The 24396-nt window shown below is 50.0% G+C and carries 28 protein-coding genes; 27 read left to right on the top strand and 1 reads right to left on the bottom strand.

Annotation, left to right across the window (positions count from 1 at the left end):
* Nucleotides 1-14: 14 nt before the first annotated feature.
* The 24 genes from CBW46_RS05970 to CBW46_RS05860 all read left to right on the top strand — a co-directional run bounded on the left by CBW46_RS05970 (nt 15) and on the right by CBW46_RS05860 (nt 21534).
* Complete coding sequence (locus CBW46_RS05970) at nt 15-794, top strand: CheR family methyltransferase (protein WP_089199087.1); 780 nt, start codon at nt 15-17, stop codon at nt 792-794.
* Nucleotides 795-902: 108 nt separating this feature from the next.
* Entirely contained in the window at nt 903-1067 is a 165-nt protein-coding gene (locus CBW46_RS21210) for a hypothetical protein (protein WP_165842204.1), read from the top strand.
* Nucleotides 1068-1278: 211 nt separating this feature from the next.
* Nucleotides 1279-2442 (top strand): chorismate synthase, encoded by a 1164-nt coding sequence (gene aroC / locus CBW46_RS05965; protein ID WP_089199086.1) that lies wholly within the window; start codon nt 1279-1281, stop codon nt 2440-2442.
* Nucleotides 2443-2501: 59 nt separating this feature from the next.
* Entirely contained in the window at nt 2502-3596 is a 1095-nt protein-coding gene (gene aroB, locus CBW46_RS05960; protein WP_089199351.1) for a 3-dehydroquinate synthase, read from the top strand.
* A 4-nt stretch (nt 3597-3600) separates the two neighbouring features.
* Complete coding sequence (gene aroH, locus CBW46_RS05955; protein WP_089199085.1) at nt 3601-3978, top strand: chorismate mutase; 378 nt, start codon at nt 3601-3603, stop codon at nt 3976-3978.
* 285 nt (nt 3979-4263) lie between these two features.
* On the top strand, nt 4264-5805 hold the full coding sequence (gene trpE, locus CBW46_RS05950; RefSeq protein ID WP_089199084.1) for an anthranilate synthase component I: 1542 nt from the start codon (nt 4264-4266) through the stop codon (nt 5803-5805).
* Between the two features lie 45 nt (nt 5806-5850).
* Nucleotides 5851-6891: an anthranilate phosphoribosyltransferase gene (gene trpD / locus CBW46_RS05945; protein WP_089199083.1), complete on the top strand. Its 1041-nt coding sequence runs from the start codon at nt 5851-5853 to the stop codon at nt 6889-6891.
* The gene (gene trpC, locus CBW46_RS05940; protein WP_089199082.1) at nt 6881-7681 is read left to right on the top strand and encodes an indole-3-glycerol phosphate synthase TrpC; all 801 of its coding nucleotides are present in this window, start codon (nt 6881-6883) and stop codon (nt 7679-7681) included. The genes trpD and trpC overlap by 11 nt, the downstream gene beginning before the upstream one ends.
* A 6-nt stretch (nt 7682-7687) precedes the next feature.
* Nucleotides 7688-8461: a phosphoribosylanthranilate isomerase gene (locus CBW46_RS05935; protein ID WP_089199081.1), complete on the top strand. Its 774-nt coding sequence runs from the start codon at nt 7688-7690 to the stop codon at nt 8459-8461.
* Nucleotides 8442-9647: a tryptophan synthase subunit beta gene (gene trpB / locus CBW46_RS05930; protein WP_089199080.1), complete on the top strand. Its 1206-nt coding sequence runs from the start codon at nt 8442-8444 to the stop codon at nt 9645-9647. Before CBW46_RS05935 ends, trpB begins: the two co-directional genes overlap by 20 nt.
* Nucleotides 9634-10446, top strand: a complete 813-nt coding sequence (gene trpA, locus CBW46_RS05925) for a tryptophan synthase subunit alpha (RefSeq protein WP_089199079.1) — start codon at nt 9634-9636, stop codon at nt 10444-10446. The genes trpB and trpA overlap by 14 nt, the downstream gene beginning before the upstream one ends.
* Before the next feature lie 50 nt (nt 10447-10496).
* The gene (gene hisC, locus CBW46_RS05920) at nt 10497-11597 is read left to right on the top strand and encodes a histidinol-phosphate transaminase (RefSeq protein WP_089199078.1); all 1101 of its coding nucleotides are present in this window, start codon (nt 10497-10499) and stop codon (nt 11595-11597) included.
* Between the two features lie 97 nt (nt 11598-11694).
* The gene (locus tag CBW46_RS05915; protein ID WP_089199077.1) at nt 11695-12786 is read left to right on the top strand and encodes a prephenate dehydrogenase; all 1092 of its coding nucleotides are present in this window, start codon (nt 11695-11697) and stop codon (nt 12784-12786) included.
* Between the two features lie 401 nt (nt 12787-13187).
* Nucleotides 13188-13781, top strand: a complete 594-nt coding sequence (locus tag CBW46_RS05910; RefSeq protein ID WP_089199076.1) for an RNA polymerase sigma factor — start codon at nt 13188-13190, stop codon at nt 13779-13781.
* A complete protein-coding gene (locus CBW46_RS05905) occupies nt 13778-14413 on the top strand; it encodes an anti-sigma factor family protein (protein WP_089199075.1) in 636 nt (211 codons plus the stop codon). Before CBW46_RS05910 ends, CBW46_RS05905 begins: the two co-directional genes overlap by 4 nt.
* 61 nt (nt 14414-14474) lie before the next feature.
* On the top strand, nt 14475-15053 hold the full coding sequence (locus tag CBW46_RS05900; RefSeq protein WP_089199074.1) for a histidine phosphatase family protein: 579 nt from the start codon (nt 14475-14477) through the stop codon (nt 15051-15053).
* Between the two features lie 122 nt (nt 15054-15175).
* Nucleotides 15176-16300 carry a hypothetical protein gene (locus CBW46_RS05895; protein ID WP_089199073.1) on the top strand — a complete coding sequence of 375 codons (1125 nt, stop codon included), beginning with the start codon at nt 15176-15178 and terminating at the stop codon, nt 16298-16300.
* 443 nt (nt 16301-16743) lie between these two features.
* Nucleotides 16744-16944, top strand: coding sequence for an IDEAL domain-containing protein (locus tag CBW46_RS05890; protein ID WP_424445991.1), 201 nt, complete (start codon nt 16744-16746; stop codon nt 16942-16944).
* 123 nt (nt 16945-17067) lie between these two features.
* Nucleotides 17068-17508 (top strand): DUF2487 family protein, encoded by a 441-nt coding sequence (locus CBW46_RS05885; protein WP_089199071.1) that lies wholly within the window; start codon nt 17068-17070, stop codon nt 17506-17508.
* Between the two features lie 240 nt (nt 17509-17748).
* On the top strand, nt 17749-18294 hold the full coding sequence (locus CBW46_RS05880) for a Rieske (2Fe-2S) protein (protein ID WP_089199070.1): 546 nt from the start codon (nt 17749-17751) through the stop codon (nt 18292-18294).
* Nucleotides 18295-18313: 19 nt separating this feature from the next.
* The gene (gene qcrB / locus CBW46_RS05875) at nt 18314-18985 is read left to right on the top strand and encodes a menaquinol-cytochrome c reductase cytochrome b subunit (protein WP_089199069.1); all 672 of its coding nucleotides are present in this window, start codon (nt 18314-18316) and stop codon (nt 18983-18985) included.
* Between the two features lie 23 nt (nt 18986-19008).
* Nucleotides 19009-19893, top strand: a complete 885-nt coding sequence (locus CBW46_RS05870) for a menaquinol-cytochrome c reductase cytochrome b/c subunit (protein WP_089199068.1) — start codon at nt 19009-19011, stop codon at nt 19891-19893.
* A 60-nt stretch (nt 19894-19953) separates the two neighbouring features.
* Nucleotides 19954-20619 carry a DUF1405 domain-containing protein gene (locus tag CBW46_RS05865; protein WP_341538171.1) on the top strand — a complete coding sequence of 222 codons (666 nt, stop codon included), beginning with the start codon at nt 19954-19956 and terminating at the stop codon, nt 20617-20619.
* Between the two features lie 45 nt (nt 20620-20664).
* A complete protein-coding gene (locus tag CBW46_RS05860) occupies nt 20665-21534 on the top strand; it encodes a sporulation protein YpjB (protein ID WP_243633184.1) in 870 nt (289 codons plus the stop codon).
* A gap of 5 nt (nt 21535-21539) precedes the next feature.
* Here the strand turns inward: CBW46_RS05860 and CBW46_RS05855 are convergent, their stop codons facing one another.
* Nucleotides 21540-22409, bottom strand: coding sequence for a YitT family protein (locus CBW46_RS05855; protein WP_089199067.1), 870 nt, complete (start codon nt 22407-22409; stop codon nt 21540-21542).
* 211 nt (nt 22410-22620) lie between these two features.
* Here CBW46_RS05855 and CBW46_RS05850 point away from each other — a divergent pair, with 211 nt between their 5' ends.
* From CBW46_RS05850 to dapB, 3 genes are read left to right on the top strand one after another with little or no spacing between them, the layout of a single operon-like run.
* Nucleotides 22621-22962, top strand: coding sequence for a nucleotide pyrophosphohydrolase (locus CBW46_RS05850; protein WP_089199066.1), 342 nt, complete (start codon nt 22621-22623; stop codon nt 22960-22962).
* 43 nt (nt 22963-23005) lie between these two features.
* Nucleotides 23006-23512 (top strand): tetratricopeptide repeat protein, encoded by a 507-nt coding sequence (locus CBW46_RS05845; protein WP_089199065.1) that lies wholly within the window; start codon nt 23006-23008, stop codon nt 23510-23512.
* 55 nt (nt 23513-23567) lie between these two features.
* The gene (dapB, locus tag CBW46_RS05840) at nt 23568-24371 is read left to right on the top strand and encodes a 4-hydroxy-tetrahydrodipicolinate reductase (RefSeq protein ID WP_089199064.1); all 804 of its coding nucleotides are present in this window, start codon (nt 23568-23570) and stop codon (nt 24369-24371) included.
* Nucleotides 24372-24396 lie beyond the last annotated feature (25 nt).

Raw genomic sequence — 24396 nt, 5'->3', positions numbered from 1 at the left:
GTGGCGATGAAAGCATGGAAGATCAGGATTTTCTACTCTTCATTAAAAAAATCAAGGATTATACATGCATCGACTTAGCGCAATACAAGGAAGCTCAAATGAAACGCCGTCTGACCACTCTTCGGATGAAAAAAGGATATACCACGTTCGTCTCCTTTTTCGATGCTATGACAAAGGACAAGGAACTGTTTTACGAGTTTCTGGATAGAATGACCATCAACGTGTCCGAGTTCTGGCGCAATGCAAATCGCTGGCAGGTGTTGGAAAAGACGTTTTTGCCGGAGATGCTGCATAAAAGCCGCAAGTTGAAATGCTGGAGCGCCGCTTGTTCTACCGGGGAGGAGCCGTACACGCTGGCCATGATCCTGGCTGAGCTGGGCGCGCTGAAGGACGCCCAACTGCTGGCTACAGACATCGATGACGGAGCTCTGGGAAAAGCCAAACAGGGTATCTATTCGGATCGTGCGATTAGGGATGTGCCCAGAAATTATTTGTCAAAGTATTACAAGCAAGAAAATTTAACTTATTTGGTGTCCGATCAACTCAAAAAAGGGATTCGGTTTCAGAAGCAAAATTTGTTGACGGATACATTCGACACCCAGTTCGATTTAATCATCTGCCGGAACGTAATGATTTATTTTACCGAGGAAGCCAAGCAATTACTGTATCATAAATTTGCAAAGGCGTTGAAGCCGGGCGGCATTCTGTTCGTAGGCAGCACAGAGCAAATTTTCTCTCCCACACAATATAAACTGGAGCCGGCGGAAACGTTCTTTTACCGTAAGCAAGCATGATGTCCCTTGCAATGTATTTTATTTTCCATTATTCCCCATACTTAATGTGTGACTGCTCATGGCCGGAACGTAGAGCTGGTCTGGAATTTATACTTAGGAGGGGCCAGGGTGGACAAACGTAAAGTGATCGCCGCATATCGCAGGGGTATCATCTCCATCCATGAATGTGCGCAAATTTTGGGTATCGACTCTTTGAAAGTGATGGGCTTGGTGAACGAGGACGAGCAAGTTGACATATCCCACACGGCAAAGAAGCATTCCATCACCTCTTGATGCCTCCTCAGCAGATCTAATCATTTTACACTTAAGGATGCACCACAGCTTGGATAGCTGCACGGTGTGTCTTTTTTGTGTTACGGTTTCTTGTCAAACGGTGACGCCTATACTATAATTAGCAGAAGATTAGTACATAAAAGCGTTAAAGTGCTGCTAGTTTCGGCAGCAACTGCGTTTTTTTGGGATAGGACGAAAGGGGACAACGTAAGTGAGATATTTGACGGCAGGGGAAACGCATGGTCCGCAGCTGACAGGAATCATCGAAGGGTTTCCAAGCAATGTGACCATTGATTTTGAAGAAGTGAATTTTCAACTAGCTCGTCGTCAGAAGGGCTATGGGCGCGGCCGTCGTATGCAAATTGAGAAGGACACCGCCAAATTTGTGGGTGGCGTTAGACATGGGAAAACCACCGGAGCGCCAATCGCTTTGCTCGTCGAAAACAACGACTGGAAGCATTGGACGTCCGTGATGAATATTGAGCCAATTGAGGGCAATGACGAAACAAAACGGAGAGTAAACCGCCCTCGGCCTGGTCACGCAGACTTGAACGGCGGGTTGAAATACAATCAGAAGGATTTGCGTAATATTCTCGAGCGCTCCAGTGCCAGAGAAACCACTATGCGTGTTGCAACAGGCGCCGTAGCACGTCAATTGCTTGCCGCGTTCGGGATTAAGGTTGCCGGTCAAGTGATCCGCATCGGAGATGTCGCCGTTCAGCGTAAAGAGATGCCCATGGACGAACTGATCCGTATTACAGAGGAATCTCCGCTGCGTGTGACGGACAAAGACGCCGAAGCCCGCATGATTTCTGCTATTGATGCTGCGAAAGAGGATGGCGATACGCTGGGCGGCATCGTGGAATGTATCATTGAAGGCGTTCCCGTTGGACTAGGCAGTCACGTGCAGTGGGATCGCAAGCTGGACGGACGCATCGCACAAGCCGTTCTATCCATTCAGGCATTCAAAGGATGCGAGATTGGTATCGGCTTTGAAGCAGCGGAGCTCAGAGGCTCCAAGGTGCACGACGAGATCATGTATGAGGAAGGCCGCGGTTTTTACCGATCGACAAACCGGGCAGGCGGCTTGGAAGGCGGCATGACAACCGGTGAGCCGATCGTAGTGCGCGGGGTGATGAAGCCTATCTCTACGTTGTATAAAGCACTACAAAGCGTTGACATCGATTCCAAAGAGGCGTTCACCGCTCAGGTGGAGCGTTCCGATACATGTGCGGTACCCGCTGCCGGCGTAATTCTTGAGAATGTCGTGGCATGGGAAGTGGCCAATGCATTTTTGGAGAAATTCGGCGGTGATTCGATAGAAGAGATCCGCAGAAATTATGAGAGCTATTTGGAGCAGGTTAAAAATTACTAATACGGATGGTCAAACTCGGTTTTCTGGCCGTCTCTCAAAGAGTGGGGGACATGATTCGCATGAGAGAGCTAACAGTAGATTTAGGTGAACGGTCTTATCCTATTTATATCGGGCATGGCATTTTGGCGCAGGCCGGTGAACTGTTTGTGAAGCATGGGATAGGCAAAGGCTCGCCCTTGCTGATCGTTACGGATGAACATGTGGCCAAGCGGCATCTGTCGAAGGTATCCGATACGTTGGAGAAGACCGGTTATTCGACCGTTTCGTATACGGTGGCCGCTGGAGAGAGATCCAAATCGCTGCGCGTTCTGGAAGAGGTGGTCACAGCAGCTCTGCAGGCGGGACTGGACCGAAAGTCCACTGTCATCGCGCTGGGTGGCGGGGTCGTTGGAGACCTCGCCGGATTTGTGGCCGCCAGCTACATGCGGGGCATTCGGTTCGTGCAGATACCAACCACAATTTTGGCGCATGACAGCAGCGTCGGGGGCAAGGTAGCCGTCAACCACCCGTTGGCAAAGAATATCATCGGAGCATTTCATCAACCCGAAATGGTTCTGTATGATACGTCCACACTCCAAACCTTACCGGACCGTGAGGTTCGGGCAGGTCTAGCGGAGATGGTTAAGCATGGTTTGATTTGGGATGCCGAATTCACCACTTGGCTGGAAGAGAACGCGCAAAAGCTGGTTTCCCTTGATGCAGCGGCTTTGGAACACGGCTTATATCAAGGGTGCAAAGTGAAGTCTATCGTAGTGTCTCAGGACGAGAAAGAAAATGGTCTGCGTGCTATTCTCAATCTTGGGCATACAATTGGCCACGCGCTGGAAGCTGTCGCTCAGTACAATGAGCTGCTGCATGGAGAAGCGATCTCCATCGGTATGATGGGCTCCGCAAAACTAGCGGTAAAGCTCGGCTATTCCGAGCATATCTACACCGCCACCAAACGCATTCTGCAGGCATTCGGCCTGCCGACCAGGCTGCCGGCTCATCTTGACACCGATGCCATAATGAGCGCGATGATGCACGATAAGAAGTTTTCCGAAGGTAATATGGTGTTCATCGTGCCTACGGCTATAGGCAAGGTGGAAATTAATAAAAATGTGTCCGCGGCGTGGGTGAGAGACGTCGTGGATGAATTGAAACAGGAGGCCTGAGTCCATGTTCGTTCGGGGTATACGCGGCGCAACCACAGTTGAGCACGATGAGGAAAATGAAATTTTATCGGCAACGACGGAGCTTTTAAATCAAATTATTGCAGACAATGGTATTGTGCCTGAGGAAATTGCCAGTGTGTTCGTGACAGTAACTCACGATATAACCGCTACCTTCCCCGCGCGCGCGATTCGTGCGATGGCCGGCTGGGAACTGGTCCCGCTCATGTGTGCTCTGGAAGTGCCTGTTGAGGGCAGTCTTCCGAAGTGCATTCGTTTAATGGTGATGGTGAACACAGAGAAGCAGCAGCATGAGATTGTGCATGTGTATCAAAAAGAGGCAATGCGTCTCCGTCCTGATCTTTCGAAATTGACAAAAGCATAAGTTCAATTGTATAGTTGTAGTAGTTGAAAGCAAGATCGTCTGAGCAGAGCAGAGTAGTTGGACCAGAGCAGAGTAGAGATGAGCCGAGTGTAACACCGACGTCCCGTGCAAGCCATCGTTGTGCTTGCTGATATTTATTTGATATTGCCATTTTTTCGGCGCGGGAGTCTACGGTAATGATCATCTGCCAAACCACCTCTACTTTGACGTAGAGGTTTTTTTATTTTATACGCGCGAACCAAGCTGGTTAAGATCAATTGAGCTGAGTAGAGGAGAGAGTGAACCATGTATACGCCGGAAGCTAAGGAAGTTATTCGTCTGTCAAAGCAGTACAATTTGATCCCTGTGATGCGTACTTTGATGGCCGATACGGAAACCCCCATCCGGGTATTCCAGCACTTTTATCAGGAGAACCGGGCGTTTCTGCTGGAAAGCGTGGAAGGTGGTTTAAAATGGGCGCGCTATTCCTTCATTGGGACGGATCCGTTTCTGATGATTACGGCAAAGCACGGTGTGACCACGATAGAAACCCAGACTGGGACTAAACGGTCGGCTGAGAAACCGATCGACGTGTTGAAAGGCTATCTGCGCAGTTACACCAGCCCTGCCCTGCCGGATTTGCCAAGATTCACAGGCGGAGCAGTAGGTTTTTTCGGGTACGATTTGCTGCAATATTATGAAAAGCTTCCTGCCCACAGCGTAGACGATCTGCAGATGAATGATATCCAGTTCATGTTCTGCGATCAAGTGATCGTATTCGATCATTTTAAACAGCAGCTGAAGGTAATTGCGAACGTCCATGTGCCGGACCACGGCACAGATGCACAGATCGCAGCTGCATACGAAGCCACCTGTGCAAAAATTGAGGCAACCATTGAGCGGCTGAAGCGTCCGCTGCCGGCACTGTCCATATCACACCAGCAGATTCCGGATGACGTGGAGCTCGATGATATTCAGTCCAATGTTACGAAGGAGCAATACATCGCGAACGTGGAACGGGCTAAGGAGTACATTCGTGCAGGCGATATTTTTCAGGTAGTGCTGTCACAGCGTTTTGCGATTGAGACGGATGTCTCTCCACTGCATGTGTATCGGATTTTACGCACCATGAATCCTTCCCCGTACATGTACTGCTTGAAAATGGATGATGAAGTCATTGTGGGCACATCTCCCGAGCTGCTCGTGCGGGTCGAAGATGAGAAGGTGGAGACCATGCCGATCGCAGGCACGCGTCCTCGCGGAAAGACTGAGGAAGAGGATGAGGCGCTGGAGAAGGAATTGTTGGCGGACGAAAAGGAAAGAGCGGAACATTTAATGCTGGTTGATCTGGGCCGCAACGACATTGGGCGGGTATCGGAATTCGGCACGGTGCATTGTGATAAATTGATGGAGGTCGTCCGCTATTCTCACGTTATGCACATCGTGTCCAACGTCTCGGGCAAAATCGCGAAGGATAAGGATTTCTTTGACGCTTTTATTTCGTGTCTGCCAGCCGGGACTGTCTCCGGCGCACCGAAGCTGAGGGCAATGGAGATTATAGCAGAACTGGAAAATGAAGCGCGCGGAGCTTATGCCGGTGCAATCGGATATTTGGGTTTTTCGGGAAATATGGACTCGTGTATTACGATTCGCACGATCATATTCAAGCACGGTAAAGCTTACGTTCAAGCGGGAGCTGGTATTGTATGGGATTCCGTTCCAGAAAAAGAGTATGAGGAGACGGTGAATAAGGCGAAGGGGATGCTGAAGGCGATTCGTACCGCTGAACTGGTTTTCGCGCCGAGACCGTATGCGCATGCGGTGATTAACCATGATTATTATCAATGATAAGATTTTGTTATAGCTTACTTGATCTTGGGGGAGGCAGTTGGCATGGAAACGAAGCTGAGCGTTCAACAGGCGATTCAGAAGGTGATCGCCGCCCAACATTTGACACGCGCAGAGGCTAGAGGTGTGATGGCCGACATGATGGACGGTCTGGTGACGCCAGTGCAGATCGGCGGTCTGTTGACCGTACTGCGCATGAAGGGGGAAACGATCGAGGAGATCACAGGCTTTGCCGAGGCGATGCGGGCGCGGGCCAACCGTGTCCACACGGAGCAACGCGATTTGCTGGATACATGCGGTACCGGCGGCGATGGGGCGAACACGTTTAATATCTCGACCACGGCGGCCATCGTTGCGGCTGCCGGCGGATTACGGGTGGCAAAGCATGGTAACCGGGCTATGTCGAGCAAGAGCGGTAGCGCCGATGTACTGGAAGCCCTGGGCGTCAACATTGGGTTGAATCAGGCTCAGGCAGCGCAATGCTTAAGTGAAGTGGGCATCTGCTTTATGTTCGCGCAGTTGTATCACCAATCAATGAAGCATGCGGCGGTGCCACGCAAGGAGTTGGGGATCCGCACCGTTTTCAATCTGCTCGGACCGTTGACCAATCCAGCGGGTGCTGATCGCCAGGTGCTGGGAATCTTCGACCGTGCAAAAACGGAGACGATCGCCTATGTGATGCAGGCATTGAATGTGAAAAGGTCCCTTGTCGTAGCCAGCTACGACGGTTTGGACGAGATCAGCATTTCAGATGCCACGCAGGTCACCGAATTGAAAAACGGCGATATCACGACTTATGACATAACCCCGGACGCACTCGGCTTGCGCTCATATGACATGAAAGAGGTGGTAGGCGGGGATGCCACGGTCAATGCGGAGATCGTGCGTGATATATTCCGAGGCGCCCCCGGAGCTTGTCGTGATATTGTGTTAGCGAATGCCGGCGCTTGCTTCTATGTGACCGGAAAGTGCGGCACCCTACAGGAAGGCGTGAAATACGCGGCTCACGTGATTGATTCGGGCCAAGCCGCCGCCAAGCTGCAGCAACTAGTCCAATGTACGGGAGAACTCAGCTATGTTTCTTGATAAAATCGTAGTCACTAAACAACAAGAAGTGAAGGCGTTAAAAGAACGCACTACAATCAGTGAAATGGAAAAAGCAATCGTGTCGCTCCCCCCATGCCTTGGGTTCGAGCGGGCGTTGACCGCCAATCGCAGACGTGCTATGGGGCTCATCGCGGAAGTGAAAAAGGCGTCGCCTTCCAAGGGATTGATCCGTGCAGATTTCGAGCCGGTACAGCTCGCCAAGGCGTATGAGGAGGCAGGGGCGGATTGCCTGTCGGTACTCACCGATGTGGACTATTTTCAAGGGTCCAATGAATTTTTAAGTCAGGTGAGACAATCTGTGGCACTGCCCATCCTTCGTAAGGATTTCACCATCGATTTACATCAAATCTATGAAGCACGATTGATTGGGGCCGATGCGGTGCTGCTGATTGCCGCGATTTTGACCACGCAGCAGTTGAAGCAGTTTTCGGAGACCGCCAAAAGCATTGGTCTGGACGTTCTAATCGAAGTGCATAACAAACAAGAGCTGGCCCGCGTGTTGGAGCTGGATGCGACCCTGATCGGGATCAATAACCGCAACCTCCACACATTCGTGACCGACATAAAAACGACCGAGGAGCTTATGACTCACATGCCTAAAGGTATCACAGTGGTAAGCGAGAGCGGTATTTCCAAACCGTCAGAGATCGAATACTTACATTCTGTCGGCGCCCGCGCGGTCCTCATCGGCGAACACTTCATGCGACAGCCGGTGGTTGGGCGAGCTGTGCACGATTTAATGGGCGCCTATACGTCAAAGGAGCAGTGACCACCCATGAGCACCGTCAAAATTTGTGGATTGCAGCAGACGGAGATGGTCAGGGCCGTGCTGCACCTGCCGATCGACCATATCGGTTTCGTGTTCGCTCCCAGCAAACGGCAGGTGACGCCGGAGCGGGCGCGTGAGATGATACGGGTATTGGTTGAGCGACGAGAAGCCGGTATGCCTGTGCCATTGACCGTGGGCGTCTTCGTGAATCCAACGCAGTGCGATCTGACAGAGGTGATGGAAAAGGCGCCTTTAGATGTCATACAACTGCACGGGCAGGAAAGCCCGGAACAGTGCCGTTGGGTGAAAGATGCGTTCCCAGCTGTACGTGTATGGAAAGTGGTTTCAGTAGCGCAGCTGCAAGTCGAGTCTGACAGGCGGACGCCGGGAGAACGATCTCACACAGTGAGCGGTGCTGCTGAAGTGTCAAGTGTGGCCACATGCGCGACAGCAGATGTGGCAGCCGCAGTTTTAGAACCATATCGCCACGCGGTGGACGGGATTGTGTTAGACACGTTTGACCCGGTGTATGGCGGCGGCTCCGGCAAAACATTCGCTTGGGACGCTATTCCGCCATATCAGGAGTGGTGCCGGGCGAACGGCATTGAACTGCTTGTCGCGGGCGGACTTCAGGCTGGCAACGTGGGTGCGCTTCTTGATGCTTACGCGCCCGATGGAGTAGACGTGTCGAGCGGTGTGGAGACGGATGGAGTAAAGGATTTGAACAAAATTATCAGCTTTGTCGAAAGGGTGAAGCAGCATGTACAATGCACCGGATGAACAGGGACGGTTCGGTAAATTCGGCGGACGGTATGTTCCTGAAACGTTGATGAATGCTCTGATTGAACTGGAAGACGCCTATAAAAAGTACGTGAATCAAGACAAATTTCAGGAGGAGCTGAAGTATCTGCTGCATCGGTACTCCGGCAGACCTACGTCGTTGTTTTATGCGGAGCGGCTGTCCGCGCATTTGGGCGGGGCGAAAATTTATTTGAAGCGGGAAGATTTGAACCACACCGGTGCGCACAAAATCAACAATGCATTGGGACAGGGCCTGCTGGCCAAATGGATGGGCAAAAAGAAAATCATCGCGGAGACCGGCGCCGGCCAACACGGCGTAGCCACGGCCACTGTTGCCGCTTTGCTCGGCTATGAATGCAAAGTGTTCATGGGCGAAGAGGACATGAAGCGTCAGCAGCTAAACGTGTTTCGGATGAATCTTCTAGGCGCGGAGGTCGTGCCTGTCACATCCGGCACAAGAACGCTCAAGGATGCCTGCAACGAAACGCTGCGGTATTGGGTGAGCCACGTCGATGACACGTTCTACATCCTCGGCTCTGCAACGGGACCCCATCCGTATCCTATGATGGTTCGGGATTTCCAGCGTGTGATCGGCGATGAATCCCGCAAGCAGATTCTCGAGCAGGAAGGCCAGCTGCCAAATGCGATTGTCGCCGCAGTCGGCGGCGGAAGCAACGCAATCGGCATCTTTTACCCGTTTATTGGCGATGAGAAAGTGCGTCTGATCGGTGCTGAGGCTGCGGGGAGAGGAATTGAGACCGAGCAGCATGCAGCAACGATGACCAAGGGCAGCCACGGGGTATTCCAAGGCTCCATGAGCTATTTGCTGCAGGATCAGTACGGCCAAGTTCAAGAGGCTCACTCGATCTCGGCGGGTCTCGATTACCCCGGCATTGGACCGGAGCACTCATATTTGAAAGATGCGAATCGTGCGGAATATTATCCGATCACAGACCAGGAGGCATTGGAGGCGCTGCAGCTTCTAAGCCGCACAGAGGGCATTATTCCGGCATTGGAAAGCGCACATGCCATTGCACAGACGATGAAAATCGCTCCAACTATGGCCAAGGACGAAGTCATCGTTGTGAGTTTGTCCGGACGCGGAGATAAAGACGTGGAGGCAATCATGAAATATTTGGGAGGTGCGCCGAATGAATCGCATTGATGCTGTTTTCGCCGACTTGAAGGCGAAGAACAAACCGGCGTTTATTCCTTTTCTTACAATCGGCGATCCGGACGTTCGCACCTCGGTCGAGATTATCAAGGTGTTGGAGAAAGCTGGTGCCAGTATGGTGGAACTAGGCGTCCCTTACTCCGATCCGCTTGCCGATGGACCAGTCATTCAGCGCTCCTCGATGAGGGCGCTAAAGAATAATCAAATTTCCATCTATGATTGTTTGCAAGCTGCGAAGCAGGCAAGAAGTGAAGGCTCCGAGCTTCCTTTTATTTTGTTCACTTACTATAATCCGGTACTGCAGCTCGGGCTGGATAAAATATTTTCGCTGCTTCAAGACAACGATATCAGCGGTTTGATCATTCCGGACCTGCCGATGGAAGAGGACGGCGAGGTGCGGGAGTTGGCCGGCCGTCATGGTATTCATTTGATCCCGCTGGTTGCTCCCACCTCGAACGACCGGATCAAGCGAATCGTATCGCGGGCAGCGGGCTTTGTATACTGCGTGTCCTCATTGGGTGTCACAGGAGCAAGAACGGAGTTTCACAGCGGCATCAATGAGTTTCTTAGCACCGTCAAACAGTCGACTGCTCTGCCCATTGCTGTAGGCTTTGGCGTCTCGACCAACGAGCAGTTCAAACGATTCTCGCAGTTGTGCGAGGGGGTTGTGGTCGGCAGCGCACTGGTTCGCCAGGTGGAAGAAGTGCTGCCTTTGCTTGAAAAGGAAGAAACGCGTACGCAGGCACTCTTGCAAATTCATGATTTTGTGCGACAATTGATTAGTGATTGACCATTGAGACGCAAAGGGAAATACCAATTATTCGAGTGGGGTGAACCATTGTGCGGCCTAAAAAAAATATTGTCCACCTGCCGGTTTACAAACCAGGCAAACCGATGGAAGAAGTGAAGCGTGAGCTTGGATTAACAGACGTAATCAAATTGGCATCCAACGAGAATCCGTTCGGGTGCTCGCCGAAAGCCAAAGAAGCGATTATCGCTCATGTTGATCAGACAAGCATTTATCCTGACGGCGGTGCAGTGGAATTAACGGCTGCGATTGCAGAGCATTTTAACGTTGAGACAAACCAAGTGATTTTCGGCGCGGGCTCCGACGAAATTATTATGATGCTAGCCCGGGCCTTTTTCGAGCCAGGCGACCAAACGATTATGGCAGAGACTACCTTTCCACAGTACAAACATAACGCGGAAGTCGAAGGCGCAGTTTGCGTGGAAGTGCCTCTGAAGGATGGAGCGCATGACCTGCCGGCGATGCTTGCAGCTATCAACGGTCGGACCAAAATTGTGTGGCTGTGCAATCCTAACAACCCGACAGGAACCATGCATTCACACAATGAAGTGGCGGAGTTCTTGCAGCAGGTGCCTCCTCATGTGATGGTAGTGTTGGATGAAGCATATGCGGAGTACAACGTGAGCGGCGAATATCCCGACAGTGTCGGTTTGGTTAACCAATACAAGAATGTGATTATCCTTCGTACATTTTCGAAGATTTACGGTTTGGCTACTTTGCGGATCGGCTACGGCATAGGTCATCCGGATGTTATCCGCTCGATCAATCAGGTGCGTGAGCCGTTCAACACTACTGGTTTCGCACAAAAAGCAGCACTTGCCGCACTTCAGGATAAGCAGTTTATTACGGACTGCCGTGAGGCGAACGCCGAAGGCATCCGGTACTTGACCGGCGAGCTTGACCGCTTGAATGTCTCTTACTATCCGGCACATGGCAACTTCATCATGGTCGATGTGCAGCGTTCCGGTGCTGCGGTGTTCGAATCGTTGCTAAGAAAAGGTATTATCATTCGTCATGATTCAGGGTGGAAACTGCCAACTATGATTCGGGTGACAGTGGGAAGCCAGGAGCAAAATGAGAAATTCATCGGCGCCCTCGAGCAGGTATTGGACGAAGTGGCTGTCGGAGTCTGATGATCGCTGCGATGCTCGCCTCAGCGCATGCACAGACGTCTGAAGATACAAAAGGCGAGCCTGTCGTACGTCACAATGAGATAGAAGGAAACTATTCATGATAAAAATAGCTATCTTTGGCGTTGGCTTGATCGGCGGTTCCCTGGCGCTCTGCTTCAAGGGCAAGCCGGGCGTGACCGTTGTAGGTCATTCCAACAACCCGAAGTCGGTGGAAAAATACATTAAACGTCAAGTCGTAGATCATGCTACAACTTCTATGGAGGAGGCGGCAGCGGATGCCGACTTCATCTTCTTATGTGTGCCTGTCGGTAACTTGGATGATTATTTGATCCAATTGTCCGGCCTCCCGCTCAAACCAGGCTGCGTCATTACCGATGTAGGCAGCACCAAAGCCTCGATCGCCTCTTGTGCGAAGAAGCTCAATTTCAAAGATGTGCATTTCATCGGCGGACATCCGATGGCGGGCAAAGAAAAATCGGGTGTGGAAGCTGCCACTTCATACTTATTCGAGAATGCGATTTACGTGCTCACACCGGATTCGTCAACGCCTGCGCACGCTTATGACCGGCTGGTAGAGCTGCTGCAACGGACTCGTGCTCTGTTGATCAAGGTTGATCCGCTGGTGCATGACGAAGTGGTGGGAGCGATCAGTCATTTACCACATATGATAGCAGTGGCGCTGGTCAACCAAATCGCCGGATACAATGAGTCGAACAGCTTGTATCAGCAGCTTGCGGCAGGCGGCTTTCGAGATATTACGCGTATTGCATCGAGCGATCCAGTCATTTGGCGTGACATCCTGGTCAATAACAGGGATGTGGTGCTTAGACTGCTGCATGATTGGAATAAGGAAGTATCACGATTCATCGAGCTGCTGGAGCAGCGGGATGGCGAAGGCATTGCGGCACAATTTGCCAAAGCAAGTGAATTCCGAAACAGCTTGCCAGAACGACGGAAAGGTGTGCTGACATCCGTGTACGAGATCTACGTGGATGTGCCGGATCATCCGGGAATGATTGGGCAAATCACAACGCTGCTGGGCAACCACCGCATCAATCTTAGCAATATTCATATCATCGAAAGCCGTGAGGATGTGCCGGGTGTGCTGAGACTAACGTTTCGCGACGAGCGCCAGATGGACAGAGCGTTTGAACTGCTTACACAAGAGAACTACACTATCCACGTGTAGTTCTTTTTCGCACCAAAAAAGGTATAAAGCGTTTACAAAAAAACATTGACAGTTTGTAAACGTATACATATAATAAAAGTACAGTATGGTTTCTCTCCACTCCTATCCGAATAATGTGCACACTGTGCAGCCGCCTTTTATGAAAAGGCGGTTTTTTTTTATTTGCCAGCTATTTTTTTCTTTATCAAAAAGTATACTTATTCTAGGTACTTGACCTATTTTTGGAAACTTTTTGACAGATGTCGCATAAGCAGGAATTTTGGCTTCTTTTACCGAATGTTATAGTTTAAAGAAATATTTGCTAAATATTTTCACTTTTGCGCAACTTTTTTACTCCCGTCCAGTACAACTTTTTAGTATCGCTGGGAGTAAGCTAGGAATCACAAGGAGGGTCGTATTGAATGACCGATTCCCAGTTGATCAGAGAGATCAAGGACGGTAACGTCCAGCTATATGACGATTTAATGCGACGTTATGAACGTAAAATTTTAGCTTTCATTTATCACATGCTGAAGAGCGCACAAATGGACTCGCTGGCGGAGGATTTGTGCAATGAGACGTTTTACAAAGCGTATCGCAGTCTGCACTCCTTTCGGGAGGTGGAAGCGACGTTTTCTACGTGGCTGTATACGATTGCCAGAAACACGGTGCTGAGTGAACTGCGCAAAAACAGGAACACTAGCGTATCTTTGGATCAAAGCGGTCTTGAGCCTCATGCCGGAACGGACGCGATGCCGGAGATGAGTGCCTTGCGGAATGAGAAAGTTTCGATGGTTCGCAATGCGATCAATAATCTTCCCGAGAAACAACGTTCTGCCCTCATTCTGCGTGAGTATGATCAACTGGATTATCAGGAAATTGCCAATATTCTTGGGCAAACGGTGAGCTCGGTGAAATCCTTGCTCTTTAGAGCGCGCGCAAGCGTCAAACTCCAGCTGGAACCATACTTTCTTGATCCGATTTCTGAGGAGTATGAAGGGATGAAACAAGGATGAAATGTGATGACATACAAGAGCGGCTCGGCATTTATTGGGATTTGCCTGAGCATGATATAAATAGACAGGTTGTAGATGAGCATATTACACATTGTAAAGTTTGTGCGGCAGAGTTCGAGATATGGCTGGAAAGCACGGCGCTGATTAAATCCGTTGCTGAGAATGAAATTCCGCTCAGACCAACGTCGATTTCAAAAAGCGTGATGGAGCGGATTTACAAAGATGAATCATGGAAAGTGCCGGTGGTTGAGAGAATATACGCTTTCTCCTCTCAATTCCGGAGAAAAGTGGCAGCGGTGACCGCATGTTGTTTGGCATTGTTTGTATTTTGCTTTCTGTACTCGGTCTCGTATGAACAACACGGTGCAACGGTAGCTGTCGCCCCGGAACCCTCAGTGTTTGGCACCATCGGTGACCCGGTAGTGGTGACGGCGTCTAGCGGCGGCGAGCCGCAAGCGATGAACATAAGGACGATGCCTTCCGCTGTAGCGAGCTTGCAAGGTTTTAATGAGCCTTTTATGTATCAGGCCACATCGGTGCACACCTACAAGGACTACTTGCTGTTCCTGTCACTCATCGGTTTCACCTCGGCGCTTTTGATCATGAACTGGCTGTCCCGGACAAGATCATAGTATGCCTAAGGCCCCGTTATCGGGGTCTTTTGAATTCAACTAAGGAAAGCGGTGCTGCGCAGTGATTACTTTAGGATTTATACGGCATGGAACGACGGAATGGAACCTTGCCGGCCGGATGCAAGGGCAGATGGATACGGAACTGGCTGAAGTTGGAGTTAGGCAGGCTCACGAGCTCGCTAATCGTCTCAAATCTGAGTCTTGGGACGGTATCGTGTCCAGTGATTTAATACGTGCGAGACAGACAGCGCAAACAATCTCCGATGTGACGGGCATACCGTTTATCGGCGTTGACGCGAGGCTGAGGGAGCGACGTTTCGGTGAGCTCGAAGGCACGACGTTACAGGAGCGCGTCGACCGCTGGGGTGAGAGTTGGAGAGAGCTGGATCTGGGGATGGAAAGCGACGCGGATTTGCTCAAGAGGTGGGTAACGTTTATAGAGGAGCTTGAGGAACAGCATGGCGGCAAGCGCATTTTGCTGGTGAGCCATGGGGGCTACATCGCTCCGGTATTGGAATTCATGATTGGTGAGCCACTCACCTCCCACATCAATAACACCTCCCTGACCGTAATGGAGCGCGATATTACCGCATGGAGATGTCTTCTTTTAAATTGCACCGCGCATTTGGAGCAAACATGATGCTTAGGCTCGCGTATACCGCGGGTCTTTTTTTTGCAGGAAAATGTTTTTTCAAGCCCCCCGTTTAAATTCAGCGTATCTTCCTATAATGGTACTAAGCAAGTTCGGGGAGGTACAATGCCATGAATCTAGCTGATATGTTGAGTTACGCGGACATTCACGATTTGGGAAGGATCGCGGTCACATACAACTGTGAATGCAATGGGCATTCCAAGAATGAGCTCATCCAATCGATTTTGTCTACGATCAGCCGAAGAGAAGTGTTCGAGCGTCAGGTCACTGACTTGTCGATAGAGGACATACGTTTCTTAAACTCTCTTATCTTTGATAAGCGCGGCACGTTCAGTCTTGAGGAATTGATTGCGCGGGTTCAGCAAAGCCGATTTGTCAAGGATGACAATGTGGCATGGAACCCGCGGGACATGATCGCCAGGTTTAAGCAGCGGGGGTGGTTGTTCAACGGATATTCCCGGGACACACGTTTTGTGTTCCAAGTGCCGGCGGACTTAAAACGCCGTTTTAGCGAAGCGCTGGGCAACCAGTTGAAGCAGCAGTTGGAATTCACCGACGAACCTGAGATTTATCGGGATGAACAGAAGCTGATTATTGACGATATCTATTTTTTTCTGGAATTCGTGCACCACAATGAGACGCTGCTCACCGCTGAACATTACATGTACAAGCGTTACCTGCAACAAATATTGAATCGTTTGTCTGTAAAGGAAGAACCTGTGCGGAAGACGGCGTGGCGTTTCGGCTACGGCCGCATGTTCAAGGAGTATCCCAACCGTTTCTCGTTCATCTACGATTATTGTTACTACCACGATTTAATAACGGAACATCATCAGGTGCTAGCTTTGAGCAGCAAAGGCAAGGAACGGCTGGACGGCGGGCAAAAGGAAGATTTGCTTCAAGTGTACCGCTTCTGGTTAAGGTTGTATAAAGGGGCCATCCCGAATCTGCAATCTCTTGTTTTTTGGCTGGAGAAGCTCACCCGTTCTTGGGTCACCATTGCCTCCATACATACAGCTTTACACCCGTTAGTCCGTCCTTTCTATTACGACACGCCGGACTCGATACTAGAACAGCGCATCTTGCGGATGATGATGCATCTCGGTTTACTACGAATCGGTGAAAAGGAGGAGAAAGGGGCAGTAGTTCAGTTGACCAAACTTGGCAGCAGTATCATTCAAGGTACCTATGTCGCAGAAGACGATCTCATCGTACTTCCGATGGAAAAACGCTAAGGCACTTATCCGGTACAACACGGGATCGTCGATCCTTGGATCGGTCCTAGCAGCGGTATTCAGGCCGATTGGATCGGCCCTGACGGCAAAAATTAGCCGCTCATAACTGAGAGGCAGAAGCGTCTGAGGGAGATGCAGCTAGTATTAAGGCCACTTAGTAGGTAGAGGCACATTCGTTAGCATCGGGGCAGCAGTACTTCACGGCGCCGATGTCGATGAATATGCTTTAACAGGGGCAGATTCTTTGGTGGCAGAGAATGAGCAGCTCACTTCTAGAGCCCTATCATTAGGTTCTTTGGCCAGAGTGATGCGTGAAGTAGCAGAAGTTGATTTCTAGCGCAATCGCAGCGAACATTGGAAGGGTGCGTATAGCACACGCCAGCAAAAGAATAGCAAGCTTAATGCTGGCAAGGTGATAACGATAATCTGGAGAATGACCCGGCTTGGAGGTAGGTGCTATGGGCAAAATGAACGTTTCCCATGATATGATGTTAAGCTTGTTTGCAGAAATGGTATTGGATGAATCAATACGCAAGTATAAGGAACAGGTTTTGTACGAAGAGATAGATCTGGCTCTTGCCAAGGGGGACGAGGATAAGTTTATTGCCCTCACCACAGAACTCAAATCACTTAGGCTCGCATAGTCGATAAACTTGTCTCCCGGGACCTTAGGCCAAGATAAAAATGGATAAAGGGCATATGAACATTGTTCATATGTCTTTTTTTCTGTGTTAAAGTAGATGAGGTGATAAAAGGAGGAAGAGAGTATGAAATTCAGTGATGTAGCCCAATCGGAATGGGAGAGCTTACGGCCATACGTAGACACATGCTTGCTGCCGGTGACTGGCTTAACAGGCAGTGAAGCTCCGTGGGAAGCAACGCAGGCGCTCGAGCATCTTAGAGATGCGCTGGATTGCTTCGAGATTCCTTATAAAGGCAGAATACTTACCTATCCCGCATTTCATTTCGTAAGTCCAGAGGAAGACTCGTCACTATTAAAGCAGGTGTGTACGAGACTGAAGGACAACGGCTTTGCTTTTGTGGTTGTGGTGACCGCGAAAGCGGAACTGGGGCATTCGTTAAATACGGTAGGCGCCGATCTCTCATTCGCGTTGCCGCCTCAGGTGCTAAATAAATCATTGCTACAAGTACAGCAGCAAATCTCCAGGAAGCTCCAGCATATGTGGTCTCATAGAACGCAGGAATAAATGTTTGTTAACCGGGGCGTCGCTGCCAGATCTATGCACAATATGTATTTTCTGTTTCGGTAAACAGATGTGACAATTTAGTTAAAACTTACCACACGTACGGGCTTGCGGGTTTTGAAAGGGTGTCCAAAATTCTTGACGCACCCTAACTCCTAATATATTATTAATTATGTCCTAGTAATTGTTGTAAAGTAATGTCGAACGACGTGATATATGTTGGCAAAAGGGGGTAGATCGAGAATGAGTGAGCACAAGAAGCAGGATGCGCAGCATCAGGGAGAATTCCCGGTCAGACGTCGCGAGATGTCAAGACGGCAATTTCTCTCCTATACCCTGGGTGGAGCAGGAGCGTTTATGGGCGCCGGAATGATTGTTCCTATGCTTCGCTTTGCCGTAGATCCGGTCCTTCAACCAAAAGTCGAAGCGGCATGGGTGAAGGTTGTGGAGGCGGCCAAAATTACCGAAGTACCAACATCCTTTAAGTTCAAAGTGCACCAGGTCGATGGCTGGTATGAGAGTGAGCCTGAGTTGGAAGCTTGGATTTCCAAGGACAAAGAAGGCAACATTTTCGCCTTGAATCCAACCTGTAAGCACCTTGGATGTACGGTGAACTGGAACGGCAGTCCCGAGTTTAAGGATCAATATTACTGTCCATGCCATGGCGCGCATTACACCGCGGATGGAAAAAGCCTCGCTGTTGCACCAGCGCCTTTGGATCAATATGACCTGAAGGTAGAGAACGGTTTCGTGTACGTTGGACAGCTTGGTCCGAACAAAAGGGTATAATAAGGAGGCGTAACATCAGATGTTTAAAAATATGTATAACTGGATTGATGAACGTCTAGATATCACGCCGATGTGGAGAGATGTAGCCGATCATGAAGTACCTGAGCACGTGAACCCGGCACACCATTTTTCCGCATTTGTCTATTGCTTTGGTGGCTTGACGTTTTTCATTACAGTTATTCAAATTCTATCAGGCATGTTCCTGACGATGTATTATGTGCCAGACATCAACAACGCATATGCCAGTGTCGACTATCTGCAGCACAAGGTAGCGTTTGGTGTGATCGTGCGCGGTATGCACCACTGGGGAGCCAGCCTCGTTATTGTCATGATGTTTTTACATACTTTACGCGTGTTCTTCACAGGCTCTTACAAAGCCCCTCGGGAAATGAACTGGGTTGTTGGGGTGTTGATTTTCCTGGTGATGTTGGGTCTCGGTTTCACCGGCTACCTGCTGCCGTGGGACAACAAAGCCTACTTTGCTACTCAAGTTGGTATTAAGATTGCCGCTTCCGCACCTTATATCGGTGAGTATATCAAAACCTTCCTGCAAGGCGGCGAAATCGTAGGAGCGCAAACGTTGACTAGATTCTTTGCTTTACACGTATTCTTCTTGCCAGGTGCACTGCTGGCACTGTTGGCAGGACACTTCTTTATGATTCGTAAGCAAGGTATTTCCGGTCCGCTATAAGAGAAAGCAAGGAGGTGCGTCTGGTGGCACATAGTAACAAGTCTGACGAAAAAATTGTTTATGTAGGAGATTCTCGTATACGGGCAAGAACCTCACGTTTGCCCCAACCTGATTTCTCAGCTTATCCGGGCAAATCGGAAGTATTTATTCCTAACTTTCTACTAAAAGAATGGATGGTAGCGGTTGTAGTGCTCGTCGGCATTTGGACACTGGTCATCTCTGAGCCAGCTCCTCTCGGTTATCCTGCCGATCCGACCAACACACAGTTTATTCCGATGCCTGACTGGTATTTTCTCTTTTTGTACCAGCTGTTGAAATATCCTTATGCATCCAATGACTTTGTCGTTCTTGGTACCGTTATCGTACCGGGGATCATGTTCGGCGCCCTTGCGCTTGCTCCTTTCCTTGATACCGGCAAAGAAAGACGTTTCTACAGACGTCCGATCGCATCGTCCTTGATGATTTTGACATTGATTGCGTGTACATACCTCACGGTAGTATCCTGGAGCCACTATCAGCACGAATTGGAGTCGAAGAACATTATACCGGAACACATCAAGCGTGAGGAAGAGATGCACGCGAGCAAAGCCGAGGGCGGTGGCGGCGGCGCAGCCAAAAAGCCCGCTGGAGCTCCAGCGATCGTGGCCGCTGATGATCCAGGCGCTGAGATCTACAAGAAAGCGACATGTGTAACATGCCATGGCACGGATCTTAAAGGAATTCCGTCCTCAGGAATCCCAGCACTGCGCGGCGTAGGTGATGAGCACGATGCTGCCTCGATTCTTGGGATCATCAAGAACGGCCAAGGAACCATGGAGCCCCAATATGACGAGAACATCAAAAAAGGCTTGACTGATGCGGACATAACTAAATTGTCAGAATGGTTAGGAATGCAAAAATCTCAATAAAGTACGAACCTGGCCGTATGTACGGTCAGGTTTTTTCAATACAGGACGGGAGGAGCTTCCTTGTTACCTACAACTAGTAGAGCGTTCTTTTCAACAGAGTTTTTAGCAACCCGTTTTATGCTTTGGAGCTTATTTTGGGTCAATTTACTTGGCACAATATATGGATACATGTGGTATGGCAATCAGTTGGTTTTCACTGTCCGTGAACTGTCTCCCGCATATTTACCGTTCGTGCCGGACAGCCCCACGGCGAGCCTCTTTTTTACACTAGTGCTACTTTTTCTACTCCTCGACTCATATCGTGGCCGCGCCCAACATCAAGCTGCCGATTGGTTTCGGGGCTGCGTGGAAGCGCTGGCCGTGATTACCTCGTTCAAATATGGCATTTGGGCAGTGAGCATGATATGGGCCGGCGCGTACCAAGGGGACCATGTTGACTGGGCGGGGTGGATGTTAACCTTGTCACATCTGGGGATGGCGGCTGAGGTGTTGTTGTATATGCGCCTGTACACGTATCGCACACTGCCGATCATTATCGCTGGACTATGGACATTGTTGAACGATTTTATGGACTATACGGTCGGAGTTTATCCTTGGCTTCCGGATGAGCTGAACGATGATTTGTCGATGGTAGCCGCGTTTACAGTGGAGTTGAGCTTTGTTAGTATAATCATTGCGTTCGTCATGATGAAGCTGCGCACCATTCTGACTAAACGGCAGGTCTAAATGCGGACATCCCCCCATACCATGATGGTATAGGAGGGATGTCCGATGTTTTTTTATGTAAGGCGGGCAGGGATCGGAATGCTGTTGGCAGTGCTGATTTGCGCAGGTCTGCTGGCAGGCTGCGGTGCCATAAGTGAATCCGCACGAGAGCCCGCTGTGGCGGAGCCAAGTGAGGAGCAGCTGCGGCAAATGGCGATGTTAAATCAAACGGCGGACGACATGTACCAAAAAGTGATGCAGGGCGATGTAGCCGGCGGACGAGCTGTGTTACAGCAGTTGGGCGATCAAATACCGCAGCTCAGTTATGCAGGCATAACTTCTATTGAAGGAATGAACGCTTTGACGTCTGCCGTCACCGAAGCGAAGCGGGTGTTCAACGCGGTAAATTTAGCGCCGGACGCGGTACAAATTTCAGCCGCGCAAATCCGGCTGGCAACAGACGCTCTGACACACAAGGCTCAGCCGATGTGGCTGCAGTACTATAAGCTTATTCAGGAGGATATTGAACGCCTGTCGGCAGCGTCCACGGCACATGATAAAAAGCTGGCACAGAGCGCCGCAGCTCAGCTCGGACTTAGAATTTCAGTTATCCATCCGAGTGTGGCCATTAACCGCGACCCGAGCGATGTGGAGAAGCTGGATTCGCTCATCAGCTTTATTTCGAATCAGGCAAAGTTACCGCAGGTGCCGTTCACACAAATCAACAATGTCTTGCCCGAATTGCGGCAGCATATCGATAAGCTGTTTTTAAGACAGGAGGCCACGGCTTACCTTCCCATTATCGATGAACAGAGCCCTATCCTGTGGATAGTGGCAATCGGATCGGCCATCGTAGCGGCTCTCATCTTTGCGGGTTGGCGTCTTGCGAAAAAGGACGGGGGGATGGTACCGGTCCGTAAAAAAGACGATGCCTAACTTCCTTATTCCGGTCTAAAGCCCTCTCCCAGCACATCGTTAACTTCATTTATGATCACAAACGCATGCGGGTCAATGGATCGCGTAATATCTCGCAATCTCCTCATCTCCTGCCTATACACCACGCAGTAGACTACATTTTTTTTCGCTCCGCTAAAACCTCCGACTGCGGGGATAATAGTAGCCCCCCGGTCGGTTTCCCGTGAGATCGCTGCTACCATCGCTTCCGCGTGGTCGGTGATGATCGTGAACGCACGCGCCGCGTATGCACCCTGGATGATGATATCAATTACCCTGCTTGCGATAAACACCGCCACGAGCGTGTACAATATCTTTACTATCGGAATGAAGAATAGTGATGCGCCGATCACACACACATCAAATAACAAAATCACTTGCCCCATACTCCAACCCTTACGCTGCTGGCCGATTCGGGCTATAATATCCACGCCTCCTGTAGTGCCTCCGTAACGAAACACCAATCCTAATCCAACGCCCAAGCTCACTCCCGCGTACGCGGCAGCCAGGAAAAAATCCTGCTCCGTATGAAACGGAGTCAGCCAGCCGTTTTTGATGAACCTTTCAATCAGCCACAGAAAAAAAGATAACGCAAATGTCCCGATAATAGTGAAAAACATCGGCTCTTTGCCGAGCGCTTTCCAACCCACAACAAACAGCGGCACATTGAGGACTAGGGTCGTGATTGAAGGAGGAAAACCGAATATATAATTTAAAAGCAGAGCAACCCCGGTAAGACCACCCTCCATCAATTGGTTCGGGATGACAAAAAAGTGCAGGCCAAACGCATATATAGCGGTTCCTAGCAGGATTGCGGGAAGCGATTGCAATCTTTCTGCGGTTAATCGAAATGCCATAAGAAGTATACCCCCGTTCTCTCGTTTCGCATGTTCGTGTCCACTGCCATGCGCTGTCGGTCAACTGATATCTGTAAGTAGTATGCCTGATTTTGTGTCAAAAAAAATTTGTCATCCCCACACGTTTGCGTTAACATGATAAGAAAGGTTAACACTACGTTTATTCCGCCAATTGGGGCGGTTAAACGGATAGGTTGGTGACAATCTCCATATGACAAAGAGATCGCTACAAGAACTCCAGTTGGAAGTAGATCAGTACATATCGCAGTTTAAAGAAGGCTATTTCAGCCCGCTGGCCATGCTGGCGCGAATGTCCGAAGAAGTTGGAGAATTGGCCAGGGAGGTCAATCATGAGTTCGGTGAAAAACCTAAAAAGCCCTCGGAAGAAGCCAATTCCATTGAGCTGGAGCTGGGAGATATTTTGTTTATCACCATATGCTTCGCCAATTCCCTCGGCATTGATTTGACGGAAGCGCATGATAAAATAATGCATAAATTCCGCACACGGGATGCGGACAGATGGACCAAAGTGAACACCGAGGAAGCGAAGTAAACATATGCTGTACCATCACCTTTTTTGCGGGAGGGATGGGCATATGGATGGGGAACAAGAAATCAAGAAGGCTTACGCGTCCATTCTGATGAATGACTTTGAACAGGCCGTCGAGTGGTTCGAGCAGGCTATCGCGATCGCCCCGTGCAACGCCGACTTTCACCATAAGCTTTCGATCACTTACGCGAGAAGCAATAAATTGAAGCCGGCGGTGGAGCACGCGAGCCTCGCTGTCCGTCTGGTACCGGGTGAGGAGCAGTACCGGCATCACTTGCAGCATTTGCAGGCCAAAGAACTGATTCAACAGGCCGAGAAATATTTGGAGGAATCTGAGCCCCGGCTATGGGAAGCGATCAGTTCACTCAAACAAGCGGTGGCGCTTGACTGCTTGTCAACGGACGCCTGGTTGATGCTTGGATTAGCATACGACCGGCTGCGGGAATATGATCAAGCCGTGCTAGCGCTGAAAGAACTGCTCAGGTTGGATCCGCAGCATGAAATAGGCATCACGCTGCTCAGACAATTTACAGAAAAGCTAAGCAGCATATGAACTCCTAAAAATATATTACCCAAACGTTAAGAGATGAAAGGAACAGACCACACATATGAGTCGAATTCGAGTGGCAGTAGCAGGAGCAAGCGGACGAATGGGCCGCGAAGTAGTAAAAATGGTTCTGAATGATGATGAGCTGGAACTGGTGGCAGCGGTAAATTATTCTTCCGGGCTTGAAGTGGACGCGGGTCGGTTTGTTGGGTTGGAACCATGTGGCGTGACCATGAGCACAGACTTGGAGCTTGCACTCGTAGAGGGAAAACCGGATGTGCTGGTTGACTTCACGACACCTCATTCTGTCGTAGCCAACACAGCATTAGCCATCAAGCATAAAGTACGTCCGGTGATTGGCACCACGGGCTTCACGCCGGAAGATATTGAACACTTTGACAGGCAGTGCAAGGAGCAGGGGATCGGAGGACTGATCGCACCGAATTTTTCGATCGGCGCCATCCTCATGATGAAATTCGCGGCGCAAGCTGCCAAGTATTTTCCTCATCTCGAAATTATCGAATACCATGGTGACCAAAAGCTGGATGCTCCATCCGGCACGGCGGTGAAAACGGCGGAATTGATAGCACAACATCGGGAAGAGCTGCGGCAAGGAAACCCCAGGGAGCAAGAAACTATTGAAGGTTCCCGCGGTGGGCTATACAATGGGTTCAGAATACATAGCGTTAGGCTGCCGGGTGTATTTGCACAGCAAGAGGTGATCTTTGGAGCCTTCGGCCAATCATTAAAGATTCGCCATGATTCATACGATCGGGCCGGATATATGCCGGGTGTCAAGGTGGCCATCCAAAAGGTGATGGAATATACCGGCATTGTGTACGGTTTCGAGCATTTTATAGATTAGAAGCAAGGGAGTCGGGCAGTGCGTT

The sequence above is a fragment of the Paenibacillus xerothermodurans genome, assembly GCF_002220865.2.
In the GTDB taxonomy this organism is placed as follows: Bacteria; Bacillota; Bacilli; order Paenibacillales; family NBRC-103111; genus Paenibacillus_S; species Paenibacillus_S xerothermodurans.
The sequence above is the reverse complement of the archived record's forward strand: the minus strand, read 5'-3'. Positions and strand labels throughout refer to the sequence as shown.